The 15,265-nt window shown below is 65.1% G+C and carries 16 protein-coding genes; 8 read left to right on the forward strand and 8 right to left on the reverse strand.

The annotated features are described in order from the left end of the window. The first annotated feature begins 93 nt into the window (after window positions 1-93). The 3 genes from C9F12_RS12435 (at window position 94) to C9F12_RS12445 (ending at window position 3,632) form a co-directional block, all read left to right on the forward strand. The gene (locus C9F12_RS12435) at window positions 94-1,722 is read left to right on the forward strand and encodes an acyl-CoA synthetase (protein WP_045992904.1); all 1,629 of its coding nucleotides are present in this window, start codon (window positions 94-96) and stop codon (window positions 1,720-1,722) included. A gap of 143 nt (window positions 1,723-1,865) precedes the next feature. After that, window positions 1,866-2,717 (forward strand): 3-hydroxybutyryl-CoA dehydrogenase, encoded by an 852-nt coding sequence (locus tag C9F12_RS12440; RefSeq protein ID WP_108449072.1) that lies wholly within the window; start codon window positions 1,866-1,868, stop codon window positions 2,715-2,717. 141 nt (window positions 2,718-2,858) lie between these two features. Beyond that, window positions 2,859-3,632, forward strand: a complete 774-nt coding sequence (locus tag C9F12_RS12445; RefSeq protein ID WP_108449073.1) for an enoyl-CoA hydratase-related protein — start codon at window positions 2,859-2,861, stop codon at window positions 3,630-3,632. A 234-nt stretch (window positions 3,633-3,866) separates the two neighbouring features. Here C9F12_RS12445 and C9F12_RS12450 read toward each other — a convergent pair whose 3' ends face one another. Then, window positions 3,867-4,763, reverse strand: coding sequence for a DMT family transporter (locus C9F12_RS12450; RefSeq protein WP_108449074.1), 897 nt, complete (start codon window positions 4,761-4,763; stop codon window positions 3,867-3,869). A 189-nt stretch (window positions 4,764-4,952) separates the two neighbouring features. Between C9F12_RS12450 and C9F12_RS12455 the strand changes: the two genes are divergently transcribed. Both C9F12_RS12455 and C9F12_RS12460 read left to right on the forward strand, forming a co-directional pair. Continuing rightward, the gene (locus C9F12_RS12455) at window positions 4,953-5,642 is read left to right on the forward strand and encodes an aspartate/glutamate racemase family protein (RefSeq protein WP_045992900.1); all 690 of its coding nucleotides are present in this window, start codon (window positions 4,953-4,955) and stop codon (window positions 5,640-5,642) included. A gap of 87 nt (window positions 5,643-5,729) precedes the next feature. Then, window positions 5,730-6,593: an MOSC N-terminal beta barrel domain-containing protein gene (locus C9F12_RS12460; protein WP_108449075.1), complete on the forward strand. Its 864-nt coding sequence runs from the start codon at window positions 5,730-5,732 to the stop codon at window positions 6,591-6,593. Window positions 6,594-6,672: 79 nt separating this feature from the next. On the opposite strand, the gene C9F12_RS12465 is transcribed toward C9F12_RS12460, so the two are convergent. Then, on the reverse strand, window positions 6,673-7,146 hold the full coding sequence (locus tag C9F12_RS12465) for a nucleoside deaminase (protein WP_045992898.1): 474 nt from the start codon (window positions 7,144-7,146) through the stop codon (window positions 6,673-6,675). A 269-nt stretch (window positions 7,147-7,415) separates the two neighbouring features. Here C9F12_RS12465 and C9F12_RS12470 point away from each other — a divergent pair, with 269 nt between their 5' ends. Next, the gene (locus C9F12_RS12470; protein WP_124804119.1) at window positions 7,416-7,973 is read left to right on the forward strand and encodes a DUF6624 domain-containing protein; all 558 of its coding nucleotides are present in this window, start codon (window positions 7,416-7,418) and stop codon (window positions 7,971-7,973) included. An 83-nt stretch (window positions 7,974-8,056) separates the two neighbouring features. On the opposite strand, the gene C9F12_RS12475 is transcribed toward C9F12_RS12470, so the two are convergent. The 4 genes from C9F12_RS12475 to C9F12_RS12490 form a co-directional block, all read right to left on the reverse strand. After that, window positions 8,057-8,728: a response regulator gene (locus tag C9F12_RS12475; protein ID WP_108449076.1), complete on the reverse strand. Its 672-nt coding sequence runs from the start codon at window positions 8,726-8,728 to the stop codon at window positions 8,057-8,059. A gap of 193 nt (window positions 8,729-8,921) precedes the next feature. Continuing rightward, window positions 8,922-10,556 carry a PAS domain S-box protein gene (locus C9F12_RS12480; protein WP_108449158.1) on the reverse strand — a complete coding sequence of 545 codons (1,635 nt, stop codon included), beginning with the start codon at window positions 10,554-10,556 and terminating at the stop codon, window positions 8,922-8,924. 12 nt (window positions 10,557-10,568) lie between these two features. Beyond that, complete coding sequence (locus C9F12_RS12485; protein ID WP_108449077.1) at window positions 10,569-11,228, reverse strand: 2OG-Fe(II) oxygenase; 660 nt, start codon at window positions 11,226-11,228, stop codon at window positions 10,569-10,571. A gap of 40 nt (window positions 11,229-11,268) precedes the next feature. After that, window positions 11,269-11,901 (reverse strand): CoA pyrophosphatase, encoded by a 633-nt coding sequence (locus C9F12_RS12490; protein ID WP_108449078.1) that lies wholly within the window; start codon window positions 11,899-11,901, stop codon window positions 11,269-11,271. Between the two features lie 101 nt (window positions 11,902-12,002). Between C9F12_RS12490 and C9F12_RS12495 the strand changes: the two genes are divergently transcribed. Next, the gene (locus C9F12_RS12495) at window positions 12,003-12,560 is read left to right on the forward strand and encodes an NUDIX hydrolase (RefSeq protein ID WP_108133274.1); all 558 of its coding nucleotides are present in this window, start codon (window positions 12,003-12,005) and stop codon (window positions 12,558-12,560) included. 101 nt (window positions 12,561-12,661) lie between these two features. Here the strand turns inward: C9F12_RS12495 and C9F12_RS12500 are convergent, their stop codons facing one another. Then, a complete protein-coding gene (locus tag C9F12_RS12500; protein ID WP_108133275.1) occupies window positions 12,662-12,973 on the reverse strand; it encodes a YqfO family protein in 312 nt (103 codons plus the stop codon). 108 nt (window positions 12,974-13,081) lie between these two features. Here C9F12_RS12500 and C9F12_RS12505 point away from each other — a divergent pair, with 108 nt between their 5' ends. Next, a complete protein-coding gene (locus C9F12_RS12505) occupies window positions 13,082-13,927 on the forward strand; it encodes a fructosamine kinase family protein (protein WP_108449079.1) in 846 nt (281 codons plus the stop codon). A gap of 155 nt (window positions 13,928-14,082) precedes the next feature. Here the strand turns inward: C9F12_RS12505 and C9F12_RS12510 are convergent, their stop codons facing one another. Beyond that, entirely contained in the window at window positions 14,083-14,997 is a 915-nt protein-coding gene (locus C9F12_RS12510) for an alpha/beta hydrolase (RefSeq protein ID WP_108449080.1), read from the reverse strand. Between the last annotated feature and the right edge of the window lie 268 nt (window positions 14,998-15,265).

Genomic DNA, 15,265 nt, shown 5'->3' on the forward strand with positions numbered 1-15,265 from the left:
ATCTTCTGTTCAGGATCGGCCATCGTCATTTCCCTCGTAGCGAGGCGCAGGCCGCCAGTGGCTACGCATGCGACCTTCAATCAGGAGTGTCTAATGAGCAACATCTACGACCAGGGCATGCCGCGCAACGCGGCCAACCACGTGGCGATCTCGCCGTTGACCTTCATCGAACGCGCGGCCAGCGTCTATCCGGACCTGCCGGCGGTGGTCCACGGCCAGACGCGCCGCGACTGGGCCACCACCTGGCAGCGCTGCCGGCGACTGGCCTCGGCGCTGGAGCGTCGTGGGCTCGGCAAGGGGGATACGGTGTCGGTGATGCTGCCCAATGTGCCGGCGATGTTCGAGGCTCACTTTGGCGTGCCCCTGGCCGGTTGCGTACTCAACACTCTGAATATCCGTCTCGATGCCTCGGCGATTGCCTACATGCTGGAACACGCCGAGACCCGGGCGATCCTGGTGGACCCGGAGTTTGTCGAGGTGGTACGTGAGGCGATCAAGGGCCTCGATAAACCGCCTCTGATCATCGACGTGCTGGATCCCGAGTTCGAGGGCCAGGCCGAGCGCCTGGGCGAGATCGAGTACGAGGACCTGCTGGCCGAAGGTGACGCCGACTACCCCTATCGCCTGCCCGAAGACGAGTGGGACGCCATCTCGCTGAACTACACCTCCGGTACCACCGGCAAGCCCAAGGGCGTGGTCTATCACCATCGCGGCGCCTACCTCAACGCCGTCAGCAACATCCTCGAGTGGGCGATGCCGCATCACCCGGTGTACCTGTGGACGCTGCCGATGTTCCACTGCAACGGCTGGTGTTTCCCCTGGACCATCGCCGCCAACGCCGGGGTCAACGTCTGCCTGCGCAAGGTCGACCCGAAGAAGATCATGGAACTGATCGCCGACGAGAAGGTGACCCACTTCAGCGGCGCGCCGATCGTGCTCAACGGACTGGTCAATCTGGACGAGTCCCAGCGTCGTGCCATCGACCACCCGGTCAAGGCCACCACCGCCGGGGCGGCGCCGCCTGCTGCGGTGATCGCCGGGGTGGAGTCGCTCGGTATCGATGTGACCCACGTCTATGGTCTGACCGAGGTCTATGGTCCGGTGACGGTGTGCGCCTGGCGCGAGGCCTGGGACGAGCTGCCGCTGGAGGAGCGTGCCCGCATCAAGGCCCGCCAGGGCGTGCGTGGGCACATGCTGGAGGCGCTTTGCGTGGCCGACCCGGTGACCCTGGAGCCATTGCCCAAGGACGGCGAGAGCATCGGCGAGATCATGATGCGTGGCAACAATGTGATGAAGGGCTACCTGAAGAACGAGGCCGCCACCCGGGAAGCGCTGGATGGTGGCTGGTACCACACCGGCGACCTGGCAGTGTGGCACGCCGATGGCTACATCGAGATCAAGGATCGCTCCAAGGACATCATCATCTCCGGCGGCGAGAACATCTCCACCATCGAACTCGAGGATGCGCTCTACGCCCACCCGGCGGTGGAAGAGGCCGCGGTGGTGGCCCAGCCTGACGAGAAGTGGGGCGAAAGCCCCTGCGCCTTCGTCAAGCTCAAGGCCACCAGCGGTGAGGTGACCGAAGAGGACATCATCGAGCACTGTCGGGGCAAGCTTGCGCGCTTCAAGGTGCCCAAGCGCGTCGTCTTCACCGAACTGCCGAAGACCTCGACCGGCAAGATCCAGAAGTTCGTGCTGCGTCAGCAGGCCAAGGAGAGCTGATCGCCGCCTGCCATCCGCTGATGGCAGGGTAAGCCCGCCAGAGACAGAGCGGGGAGCAGATCATCAGACGCCGCCTTCGGGGTGACCGGGGGCGGCGTGGTTGTGTCATGATCGAGGGAAATATCCATCAAGGGAGAAAGCAAGTGAGCGAGACGCGGATCGGTGTGGTCGGTGGTGGAACCATGGGTCAGGGCATCGCCCAGGTGCTGGTGCAAAGCGGCTTCGAGGTGAGCCTTTATGATGTTGCCGAGGCCGCCCTGGAGCGGGCCAGCGCGGCGATCGACAAGGGCCTTGCCAGGCTGGTGGAAAAGCAGCGGCTGAGTGCCGAACAGCGGGACGAGGCCCGCGCGCGCCTGACCACGGTCAACTCGCTTCAGGCCCTGGCCGACTGCGGGGTGATCATCGAGGCGGCGCCGGAAGCGCCGGAGCTCAAGGAACGCCTGTTCCGGGAGCTCGATGAGCTCAACCCCGAGGCGGTGCTGGCCTCCAACACCTCCTCGCTGTCGCTGACCCGTCTGGCGGCGGTGTGCCAGCGGCCAGAGCGAGTCGTCGGCATGCACTTCTTCAACCCGGTGCCGGTACTCAAGCTGGTCGAGGTCATCCGCGCCGAGCAGACCAGCGACGCGACCGTGGCCCGTGTCGAAGCCCTGGCCGAGTCCATGGGCAAGACCGCCGTGGCGATCGGCGACGCCCCAGGCTTCGCGGTCAACCGCCTGCTGGTGCCGATGATCAACGAGGCTGCCTTCCTGGTGCAGGAAGGGGTGGCCAGCGCCGAAGACATCGACACCGCCATGAAGCTTGGCGCCGCCCACCCGATGGGCCCGCTGGCGCTGGCCGACCTGATCGGCCTGGACGTCTGCCTGGCGATCATGAACGTACTGGCCGATGGCTTCGGCGATCCCAAGTATCGCCCCTGTCCGCTGCTCAAGCGGATGGTCGACGCCGGCTATCTGGGACGCAAGAGTGGCCGCGGCTTTCACGACTACAGCGGTTGAGGCGGTGGCATGCGCCAAAAGGATGGCTTGTGAGCCTACCAAGCGTTCGCTAGGGTTGGGCCAAAGGTGACGAACGCGCCAGGCTCCGCCGACGCCAGGCGGGCCTCGCCGACAACTGACAACTCTGACAAGGAGCATTTCGTGAGCGAACAACTGGTCGAGATGGTCGACAACGATGGCGTGGTACGCCTCACCATCAACCGTCCCAAGGCGTTGAACGCCCTGAATCGCGAGGTCATCGAGGCGCTGGCCGAGATCCTTGATCGGCTCGAAGGTCGCGAGGGCCTGCGCGCGGTGCTGATCACCGGCGCCGGCGAGAAGTCCTTCGTGGCCGGTGCCGACATCACCGCGATGCGCGAGATGAACCCGCTCGAGGCGCGCGACTTCGCCGGTCAGGCGCTGAAGACCATCAAGCGCCTCGAGACGCTGCCGGTGCCGGTGGTGGCGCTGGTCAACGGCTTCTGCCTCGGCGGCGGCTGCGAGCTGGCGCTGGCCTGTGACTGGGCGGTGGCCAGCGACAACGCGGTGTTTGGCCAGCCCGAGGTACTGCTTGGGGTCATTCCCGGCTTCGGTGGCTCCCAGCGTCTGCCGCGTCGGGTCGGCCCGGCCATGGCGCTTGACCTTTGCACCACCGGTCGCAAGATCGACGCCCAGGAGGCCCTGCGCATCGGCCTGGTCAATCAGGTGATGTCCCAGGCCGAGCTCGAGGACTACGCCGCCACCCTGACCAAGCAGCTGTCCGGCAATGGCCCCGGCGCGGTGCGCAGCGCCAAGCAGGTGATCCACGCCGGCATGGACCAGGATCTGGACAGCGCCCTGGCGCTGGAGACCAGCCTGTTTGCCCTGTGCTTCGCCTCCGACGAGCAGCGCGAAGGCATGAGCGCCTTCGTCGAGAAGCGCAAGCCCAACTTCTGAGTCCCTTTCACAAGCCTTCAGCTAGGGCTTGTCTGAAAAGTGCCTGCGCTCGGTAATACGGCGTTAAAAATCGGATCAAAATGCTCATTTACACCCCGTAAACTGCGCTTTCTCACCGATTTTTGCCTTGTCTAACCTTCGCTCGTCGACTTTTCGGACAGCGCCTAGCACTGAAGCGGCCATGGCGAATGCCATGGCCGCTTCGTCATTCAGGCGCGAGGATTCTGGGGGCGCCTAGCGGGGCAATGGTCGCGTGGCCTTGTCCCGGCCCGGCGACAGCATGCCGGTGGCCACAGCGGTGCCTGCCAGGGTGATGGCCATGCCCACCAGGGTGCGCAGCCCCAGGGTCTCGTCGAGCAGCACATAGCCCCACAGCAGGGCGCTGACCGGTACCAGAAAGGTCACGGTAGAGGCGGCGGTAGCCCCGGCGCTGGCCAGCAGGCTGAAGAACAGCAGAAAGGCGACAGTGGTGGACAGCACCGCCATGGCCAGGGCGCTGCCCCAGGCTTCGATGCTGACGGCTTGCTGCGGCCACATCAGGAGCCCAGGTACCAGCAGCATCAGCCCGGACATCGAGCAGCTGCCGGCGGCCAGCACGCGTACCGGCAGATGGCCGAGGTGGGTCTTCGAATAGTTGCCGGCGATGCCATAGCAGAAGGTGGCCCCGAGAATCGCCAGGATGTACCAGCCATCGCCGCCCAGCTGGAAGTCCAGCCGATCGGCGGACAACACGTAGACACCGACGAAGGCCAGCGCCAGACCCAGGTACTGACGGCGGCGAATCGGCGTGGCGAACCAGGCGGCGCCGATAAGCGCGGTGAAGATTGGAGTGGTGGCGTTGACCAGCGAGGTGAAGCCTGCCTCGAGCTGGGTGGTCGCCAGGGCCAGCAGCGAAAACGGCACTACGTGGTTGATGAAGCCGAGCAGCGCCAGGCGTCCGATATTGTCGCGCACCTGGCGCAGGTAGTGCAGTGATGCCAGCAGCGGAAGCAGCAGCAGGGCGCCGACCCCCATGCGGATCATCACCACCGGGACGGCGCCGAACTCCGGCGAGGCCACCCGCATGAAGATGAAGGACAGTCCCCACAGGCTCGACAGCAGGACCAGCTTGAGGGTGTCTGAGGCCGTCATCGAGATTCCTTGTCGTGGGACGGTGGAGGTGGTGGTAGCGCTTTTGCTAGCCCGCTAAGAGTATGCGAGATGCGCGAAACAGGAAAGCCGTTGAGGGTGAGGGTGCTGTGAGCCACCGATGACTCTTGTATGCTGAAGTAGACGGTACCGCAACACTGACTGGGCCAGGGAAGTCCTCGGGAGGGCGCTATGAAGACCATCGGGCTGTTGGGCGGCATGAGTTGGGAGTCCACAGTGAGCTACTACCAGGTCATCAATCGGGATGTGAACCGCGCACTTGGTGGACATCATTCGGCCAGGATTGCCTTGATCAGTCTGGACTTCGCCGAGGTCGAGGCCTTTCAGCATCAGGGCCGCTGGGAGGATGCCGCCGGGCTGCTCGCCGACGCCGCCTGGCGCGTTCAGGAGGCGGGCGCGGACCTTATCGTGCTGTGTACCAATACCATGCACAAGGTGGCCCGAGACATCGAAAAGGCGGTGGATATCCCTCTGTTGCACATTGCCGACGCCACCGCCGATGCCCTGATCGCCGACGGGGTCAAGCGGGTGGGGCTGCTCGGCACCTGTTTTACCATGGAGCAGGGCTTCTACAAGGACCGGCTCGAGGCCTACGGTATCGAGGTACAGGTACCCGAGAAGGCTCAGCGCGATCAGGTTCACCGGATCATCTACGATGAACTTTGCCATGGTGAAATCGAGCAGGCGTCACGCCAGGTGATGCTGTCGATCATGGAAGAGCTCAAGGCCGGTGGTGCGGAAGCGGTGATACTGGGCTGCACCGAGATCGCCTTGCTGGTCGCTCAGGCCGACACCGAGATTCCGCTGTATGATACGACGGCCATTCACGCCCGCAGGGCCGTCGAACTGGCGCTAGGCTGATACTGGTACTGGTTATTAGCACTGGTACTGGCTCCGTGCAGTGCCCGTGCCACCAACTTGAGACGATGCCCCCTGGCAAGGATGCCCATGAAGCTTTCCACTCTCGCCTGTTACCCCGTCAAGTCGCTGCGCGGCATCGCTCTGTCCAGGGCTGAACTCACCGAGCGCGGGCTCGCCTTCGATCGGCGCTGGATGCTGGTCGACGACGACGGGCGTTTCGTCACCCAGCGTGAGATCCCCGCCCTGGCGACCATCGGTGTCGAACTGTCGTCCGACACGCTGCGCCTGGTCCACGACAGGATGGCGCCGCTCGTGCTGTCACTGGACGAGCCGAAGGCGGCGGTGCGCCGGGTGCGGGTCTGGCAGAGCGAATGCCAGGCGTTGGACGAAGGCGACGGTGCGGCGAATTGGCTGGCAGAAGCGCTGGCAAAGTCCTTGCCAGAACCCCAGCGCGAAGCGGGGCGGTTGCGGCTGGTGCGCCTGCCCCGCGAGCAGCGCCGTTGGGTAGAGACCGAGTTTCTGCCGCCGGCGGAGCGCGGTGTGGTGCATACCGCCTTTGCCGATGGCTACCCCCTGCTGATCGCCTCCGAGGCCTCGCTGGCAGCGCTCAACCAGCGGCTGGAAGCCAAGGGGGAGGCGCCGGTGCCGATGGAGCGCTTCCGCCCCAACCTGGTGGTGTCGGGCGGTGATCCCTTCGCCGAACGGGATTGGGCCTCGTTGGCCGGGCCCGGCTATCGCCTCGGCCTGCGCAAGCCATGCAAGCGCTGCAAGATCATCACCCTGGATCAGCGCAGCGGTGAGGCGCCCTCGGCCAAGGAGCCGTTGAAGACCCTGGTGGAAATGGATACCCAGCCCGGTTGGAAGGGCGCCTTCTTTGGCCAGAATGCCGTCGTCGAGCAGGGCGTGGGGGCCATCCTGCGTGTGGGTGACGTGCTCGATAGCCTGAGCTGACGGTTGATCACCGGCGTCGCCGGCCAACGACTCGACGCCGCTGTCCGCCTTCTCGATACCCCAGCTCCTCCTTCCTCCGTCACTTCCGATAGAGCCGCCGGTGCAGCTCGCGAATCTCGTCGGCAAACTCCTCAACCGGCCCCTCCACCTCGGCACTCGGCACGATGGTCTGGATCGGCAGCGGGGCGATCGGGGCAGGTGCCACCTGCCACTCGCCGAGCCAGCCGCCGAGCTGTTCTGAGGAGCTGGCGTAGACGATGCGTCCGAGTCCGACCCAGCCATGCGCCGCGGCGCACATGGGGCAGTGTTCGCCGGAGGTATAGACGGTCGAGTGCGCGCGCTCTTCGACGCTGAGGTGCTCGGCCGCCCAGCGGGCGATGGCGAATTCGGGGTGGCGGGTCGCGTCACCGCCGGCGACGCGGTTGCGATCCTCGAAGCGAACCTGCCCTTGCGGGTCCACCAGCAGCGAGCCGAACGGCTCGTCACCAGCCTCGAGGGCCTCCCTGGCCAGGTCAACGCAGCGGCGCAGGTGCTGACGATCGGTCGAATTCATTCAGTATTCCTCATAAAGATGATTCGCGGGCGGCCTCCTGCCTGGGGAAGGATGCCTCCGGGGAGGGATATCTGTGGCCCTGGCTTGACTCTAGCATGGACCAAAGTTGTCCGATGACGGACAGCCAGATACGTGATTCTTCACTGAAATATGCTTCTGGCGTCGGCATTTTCCTACGCAGCGCCCGGCGGATCGACTATTGATGCCGAAGGGTAACCCTAGGACGCTGTAGGTTGTCGGCAAGCTGGCCTGCAAATGAGGTGCGTTGCATGAACACGAGGAATACCATGTTGGCCCAGCAGATGGTGGCGCTGGCCGAGCAGGATAGAGCGTTGCTGGATGAACTCGCGGCCTCGGGGGAGATCCCCTCCGCCGACTATCATCCGCGAGTGCGTGCGCTGCATCAGGCCAACGCCGAGCGCCTGTCTGCGGTCATCGATCGTCACGGCTGGCCGGGCAAGGACACCGTCGGGGAAGACGGCAGCGAAGCAGCCTGGTACATCGCGATGCACGCGGTTTTCGACGTGGATTTCATGCAACGCTGCTGTTCTGCACTGATTCAGGCGGTTGCCGCCGGCCAGGCGCCCGGGTGGCAGCTGGCCTTTCTCGAGGATCGCATAAGGGTCCTGACCGGTCGGCCCCAGCGCTATGGCACCCAATTCGAGATCGGAGACGACGGCTGGCCCGTGCCCAGCGTCATCGAACGGCCGGATGACGTCGATCGGCGTCGTCAGGCGCTCGGGCTGGAGCCGCTGTCCAGTCGTCTTGCACGGTTGAGGGGGCCGGGGTTAGCGGGTCCGGATGACTGGCTACGGCGTTCGGCCTGAACCGCTTTGCTTCACTTCCTGCTGCATGTCGAACTGAGCCGGCTGCCAGTTGGTGGCCTCTCAATCTGCCCTTGTCACCAGACTCATGACGGTGCGCCGGCATCTCGGCCGACGTCGCTATCCTGCCCGGGCAGTGCTGCCACCAATCCCAGCGCCACGGCCAGCCTGACCAGATGCGCCAGGCTATCGGCGCCGAGTGTCTTCATGATGCGCTGACGGTAGACCTCCACGGTCTTGGCGCTCAGCGTCAGCTTCTCGGCGATCTCGCGACTGGTAAGCCCGCGGGCCACCTCGACCAGGATGGCCTGTTCGTTGGCCCTCAGCCCTTCATATCGCTGCCGCAGCTCTTCGAGATCGGCCTGGGCCCGCTGCCGGTGCTGGTGGTGGGCCAGCGCCTGCTGGATGACATCGATCAATTGCTGCTGATTGAAGGGCTTTTCGATGAAGTCGAAGGCTCCCGCCTTCAACGCGGCGACCGCCATGGGCACGTCACCGTGACCGGTCATCATGATCAGGGGAGGACAACGGTCTCGCTCGGCCAGCCGCTGCTGGACCTGCAGACCGCTGAGGCCGGGCATGCGCACGTCCAGCAGCAGCACCTCATGGTGCCGCGACGCGGCGAGAAAGGCGTCGCCGCTGGCGTAGCCCTGACTGCCAAGTCCCACCGACTGCAATAACCAGGCGAGCGACTCGCGCAGGTCATCGTCGTCGTCGATGATGGCGATGGTTGGCTGGTCAGCAGGTTCGACGGGCATGATGGTCACTTCGCTGGTTGGGCGAGTCTCGCGGGCAGGCCCCTATGCTAGCCGATCCCCCGGCCAAAGGGGACCGTGCCAGGCGATGCCTGGTCGCCGGGTTTTCGTACAAAGCCTGGTGCCTGATCTCCGCCTGGCTGGCGCTTGGCGTCTCAAGTCAGGGGACGCGCCGAGGGATCAGCGGGGCGAGCCCTCAGGCGGAGGGCAGGGTAATACGAAAGCGCGCACCCTGTGGCGCGTCAGGATCTTCTGGCCGCCTCGCACCGGTACCGGGGGCAAGAGCGTCTGCGCTCGGTGGGTCGCCGTCATCGATCAGCACCAGGTTGCCGCCCATGGCCTCGATCAACGACAGGCTGATCGATAGCCCCATGCCGAGACCGTCCTTGCGGCCGCTGACGAATGGCGTAAACAGGCCCTGGCGTTGCTCTGGTGCCACGCCGGGGCCGTCGTCGACGATGTCCACGCAGCATTCACGGGAGCCAAGAGGGTAGGCTTCCAGGCGAATGCACGGAGGCCTGGGCGGAGTGGCGATGTCGCGACAGGCGTCGAGAGCGTTGCGGATCAGGTTGACCAGTACCTGTTCCAGGCCGATGGCGTCGGCCATGACGAGGTCGAGGCCAGGGGCCAGGCGTGACGCCAGATGCACGCCTTCGTGCCGACACTGGGGCTCGCACAGGTCGCAGGCCTGGCCAATGATCTCGGCGAGATCCTGGGGCGCGAGGTGAAGACTGCCGCGGCGAACGAAGCGACGGATATGCTTGAAGCGTTCGGATAGGCGCTGAATCTGATCGTTGATGCGGTTGAGGGGCAGCGCCAGTTGGTGGGCGGGTTGGTCGGGGTCGCGCTCGAGCTGCATCAGCGCGCCGCTGGCGTAGTTGCCCATAGCCGCCAGCGGCTGATTGCATTCGTGGGCGATATTGGTGGCCAGTTCACCCAGGCTCGCCAGGCGATTGGCGTGGGTGATCTGCTCCTGATGGCGGCGTGCCTGGGCCTCCGCCTCCAGGCGCAGACTGAGATCTCGATTGAGGATCGACAGTCGCGTCTGCCCTCCCTGTTCACGGTGCAGCTGGACCACGCTGAGCACCGGGATCTCGCCCGAGGGTGACGCCAGGGCCAGCTCGCCACTCCAGCGTCCCTCCAGGGTGACGGCAGGCAGCACCTGTTCACGCCATCTTTGTGCCGACGTTGGCACCAAGAGTTCGGCAATGGTCGTGCTTGCGCCTTCTTCGTCGAGCCTGAACAGGCTACGTGCGGCCTGATTGCAGTAGACCACGTGTTCGTCCTGGTCGCAGAACAGCACAAAATCGGTGGTCGATTCCACCACCCTTGCCAGACGCTCGCGGCGTGCCTCGGACTCGACCCGCCGACTGACGTCGCGGGAGACGCACAGCACGTCGGTGAGTTCGCCGGTAGCGGGGTCGCGACGGGTACGGCTGGTGGTCTCGAACCAGATGTAGTGGCCGCTGCGGGTGCGAAAACGGTAGGTCTGCTCATAGAAGCCCTCGTGGTAGTAGATACGAGGGGACTTGGACAGCAGCGCCGCCAGATCGTCCGGGTGGAAGAGGTCGTAGGCCGATACACCGATCAAGTCGTCAGGATCATAGCCCAGCAGGGTCCTGGCGGCCTGGGAGGCGTAGAGGAAGACACCGTTGTGGTCGTGGCGCGAGATCAGATCCGTGGTGCTCTCGGCCAGCCACTGATAGTGGCGCTTCTCCTGTTCGAGCTGCTGTACCCGTTCGCTGAGCGCCTCTACCTGCTGGCGCAAGCGTTCCTCTTCGGTTCGCGGGTCGGCGCTGGAGGCTTTAGCGTCGTTGCTGTCGTGGCGCATGGTCATCAGGCCCTAGCGAGCCGGGTCTACCACGCCACCCAGCGAGGCATTGCGTCTGAACCAGCCGGCGATGCTGGCGCGGGGCAGGCGGGTCGGCAGTACTTCATGCGGCACCTGCTCGGACAGGAAGCACACCAGGGTGCCGGCCCTGGGGGCGACCCTGGTGAGCTCCCTCTGCGGGTCCTGTTCAGCGTAGATGACCATCTCGCCACCGCCATCTTCCGGCCAGTCGGGATTGAGATAGCCTACCGTGGAGACCACGCGGTTGGCGCGGCCTCGGAAACTGTCGAGATGGCGACGGTAGAAGGCTCCGGCAGGGTAGCGGGCCAGATGCGCCTCGTACTCGAACAGGCCGAGAAACAGGCTCTCGTTGAGCCTCTGCTGGAGTTCGCCCATGGCGTCCAGATAGCGGCGCTGGGCCAGGGTTTCCCGATCGAGCCAGTGGATGGCGTCGCCACGAATGTCTTCGCGGGTATCGAAGTCGGATCCGCGGCCGATGCCGGCCCGGGCCAGGGCCTGCTGGTGCGCTCGGCCCTCGACCTCGGCGTGCAACGCCTGGCACAGCTCGGCGTCGATCATCGCTTCACCGACATAGAAGCCGCGTTCCACCAGGGCGTCCACCAGCTCCTCCATCCGTTGCGGCGGCAGGGGGCAGGGATCGGGGTAGCTCATGAAATCGGTGCTCGTCTTGTCATCGCGGGGCCATGCCTGGTCATCTTGGCGCTCTTCTCGGAGGCAGATGGCGTAGTCTACCCTCCGGGCGACGAGAAAGGCTCATGTCCAGGTCGCATCCCTTGGCCAGCAGCTCCACCAGCATCATGGCGGACAGCCCCCAGATCACGTAGTCGTCGCCCTGGTCGGCGGGGATCAGGTAGCTCGGCACATAGATGTCGTTGCCGTCCACCGGGATCACGTCGGTGTGGGTACGCTGGTCATCGATAAAGTGCGACAGCGGCACCTCGAAGATCGCGTCCAGCTCACCCAGGTCCGGGACCAGTGGCAGATCCGGCGGAATCAGCCCGACGAAAGGGGTGACCTTGAGACCATGCAGCGACAGCACATCCGAGAGCTGGCCGAGCACCTCTACCTGGCCGGGGGGCAGGCCTATCTCTTCTTCGGACTCGCGCAGGGCGGTGGCCAGCAGGTCGGCGTCATGAGCCTCCCGCTTGCCGCCCGGAAAGGCGACCTGGCCGCTGTGGGTCGACAGGTGGCTTGCGCGGCGGGTGAACAGCAGGCCGGGCTCGGGCCGATCGACCAACGGGATGAGTACCGCTGCCTCGGGCAGCTTCAGCGTCAGGCGGCGGGGGGAATGCGCTTGCAGGCGTTTGCGAAGTTTCTCTAACATGGGGGATCCGCAGGGTTTCACTCCTTGTACCCAGCCCCGTGCAGTGGCGTCAAGCCCGTCCTCCATTCCCGAGCCGGGAGCGACATGAACGATTGCAGCCCATGAATTTTTGCAGCCATTGCGGGCAGACCGTCCGTTTCGTCATCCCCGAGGGGGACGACCGTCCGCGTTACCTGTGTGACGACTGCGGCACCATCCACTACCAGAACCCGCGCATCGTGGCCGGCACGCTGCCGGTTTGCGGGTCACGGGTGCTGCTGTGTCGTCGCGCCATCGCACCGCGTGAAGGCTACTGGACGCTGCCGGCGGGATTCATGGAAAACGGCGAGACCACCCCGGACGCAGCACGGCGCGAGACCCGCGAGGAGGCCTGCGCCGAGGTGGCGCTGTCGGGGCTCTACACCATGATTGACCTGCCCCATATCAATCAGGTGTTCATGATCTTTCTCGCCGAGCTCGATGGAGGTTACGCCGCCGGTCCCGAGAGTCTTGAAGTCGCGCTGTTCGAGGAGCACGAGGTCCCCTGGGACGAACTGGCCTTTCCCACCATCGAGCGTACCCTGCGTCACTTCTTCGAGGACCGCGCAAGCGCGACCTTCCCGCTGCACATCAGCGATATCACACCGGATCAGCGCAAGCGCTTCTTTGGCAGCGCCTGACGCCACACGTCCAAGGCTTGCCGGGGGCGGGGCCAGGACTGCCCCAGGTGGCCGGCCGCAGATTCGAAAGGCCACCGGCGGCTCGTCCGCTTTCGTTCGCGTTATAGATCTGCCAGCCGCCAGACGTCGTAGGCTACCTCCTCGTAGGGGTGGGCCAGCTTGAGCGCGGAGATGGCGGCGCCGATCAGCTCGTCCTCGCACACCAGCTCCACCTTGTATTCTTCTACCCGCTCAAGCTCGCCTACCTGGCCGATGTGCGGGTCGGCGCCGTCCAGCGGGCGAAACTGGCCCTGACCGGCGGTCTGGAAGCAGCAGGCCTCGTAGTCACCGATGCGTCCGGCACCGGTGGCAAACACGGCTTCCTTGACCGCCTCGGCGTCGTCTCTAGGCACGAAGAAGGCAAGCTTGTACATGGGGTCTCCTTGCGTAAGCTGGGGGATGGTCGAGCCGGGTGTACCACCCGAGGGTGGCGACGCGCAACCTGCGCCCGGTGAATCTGCCAGCAGCCAGCAGGAGCCAGCATGAAACTGAATGACGCCCTCGAGACGCTGGGGCTAGCCGCCACGGCACCACCACGTGCCCTGTCGGGCGGTGATATGGCCGAGGTGTGGCGGATCGAGACAGCGCAGGGCGCGGTGGTGGCCAAGCGCGACGATCCTGAACGCCTGGCAGGAGAGGCCGAGGGCCTTGCCGCACTCGGCGATGCCGGTAGCTCGCTGGTGATACCCGCAGTGATGGGCCAGGTCGGCTCCTGGCTGGTGATGGAAGCACTGGAGCCTGGGCCCGCCGACTGGACGGCGCTGGGTCGAGGGCTGGCGGAGCTGCACGCGCCTTGCGAGGCCGCCCACGGCTGGGCGCACGACAACGCCTGCGGGGCGACGCCCCAGCCCAATGCGCCGCTTCACGACGGACGCGCCTTCCAGCGTGAGCGAAGATTGATGCCCCTGGGCGAGGCCTGCCACGGCCGCGGCTTGCTGTCGCGCAGTGAACTTGCCCGCCTCAAGCAGGTGGCCGACCAGCTCGAGGCATGGCTGCCTGACCAGGTGCCGAGTCTGGTGCACGGGGACCTGTGGTCCGGCAACGTCATCCACAGTTCGCGGGGCCCGGCATTGATCGACCCGGCGGTCTATCGCCACTACCCGGAGGTGGATCTGGCCATGCTGACGCTGTTCGGCGCGCCGGGTGAGGCATTTTTCGAGGCCTACTGGCAGGCGCGGGGGCGGGAGCGCGCCCCCGCCGACTGGCCCCGGCGCGAAGCCGCCTTCCAGCTCTATCCGTTGCTCAATCACCTGCTGCTGTTCGGCCGTGGCTATCACGCGGCAGTGTTGCGAACGATCACGCGGCTGGAGCAGGACTCCAACGACTAGGGCTTGTCTGAAAAGTGCCTGCGCTCGGTAATACGGCGTTAAAAATCGGATCAAAATGCTCATTTACACCCCGTAAACTGCGCTTTCTCACCGATTTTTGCCTTGTCTAACCTTCGCTCGTCGACTTTTCGGACAGCGCCTAGACAGAGCGGGCTTCAGGAGGCGCCGAGCCCCAGCAGGCGCCGCCACCAGGGACGCGCAACCGCCCTGGACGGCTCGTGAGGCTGCTCGGCGAGGCTTTTCTCGAGAAAGGCCTTGATCGGTGCAACCTGGCTCGGGCGATCGAGCATCGGGGCGTGGCCGCAGCCCGGGACCGCCAGCGTCTCGAGCTCTGGCTGGGCCTCGCCCATGCGGGTGACGATATCCTCGGACAGCAAAGGTGAGTCTTCGCCACGCACGACCATCAAGGGGCAGCGGATGGCCTTCCAGTCGGCCCAGGTGTCCCTGGGCGTGTCGTGGACGAATTGCTCGCCGATGCGCGGGTCGTAGTGGTAGGTCCAGCTACCGTCCGGCAGGCGGCGAGCGCTCTCCAGGGTGAGCTGGCGCCAGGCGTCCTCGTCATCTATGCCGAAGCCGGCGTAGTGGCGGCGAAGCTCCGCCTCCAGTTGGCTCAAGCGGGAAAAACGGTGGGGCACGGTGAAGTAGGTGGCCAGTTCGGCCAGGCCTTGTGGCACCAGTTCCGGACCGACATCGTTGAGCACCAGTCGTTCGATGCGGCCTGCACTGGATGGATCGGCAGCCAGCAGCATGCCGAGCAGCCCTCCCATGGAGGTACCCACCCAGGCTGCCCGGTCGAGTTCGAAGTGATCCATGACCGCCAACGCGACTGTCATGTAATGGGAGTACAAGTAGTCATTGGCAGGATACAGCGACCAGCTCGACAGTCCTCGCCCCGGTGTGTCGGGTGCCAGGACTCGCCATTCGGGGCCAAGTTCCCGGGCCAGGGCAGCGAAGTCACCGCCGTGGCGTGCCAGTCCGTGCCAGGCGATGACGGTTCTGGGGGCCTCGGGATGAAACACGCGTACCGCGATCTCGAGCTCTCGGAAGGTGACCAGTCTCAGAGTGTCCATGGTGGCTCCTGGTGATGGTCCTGCAGGGGAGGGCGATCTTGGCTATGTTGCAGTGCAGCATTATGGTTTAGCCAGCAATATAGTGCGGAATTGCGAATTTTTCACCATCCTTGCATGAAGGGCGGTAGAATACGACGCCAAACATGCGACAATGTATGTATATCGAATACCCCTAGATTCGAACGCCACCCGGTGCTTTCCAGGAAGTCGAGGCGCCCAGGAAATGGCAAGGACAGTGTGTCAGGGAGGTCGTGCTCGCGTCGCGCGG

It is taken from the genome of Halomonas sp. BN3-1, assembly GCF_003056325.1.
Taxonomy (GTDB): domain Bacteria; phylum Pseudomonadota; class Gammaproteobacteria; order Pseudomonadales; family Halomonadaceae; genus Halomonas; species Halomonas litopenaei.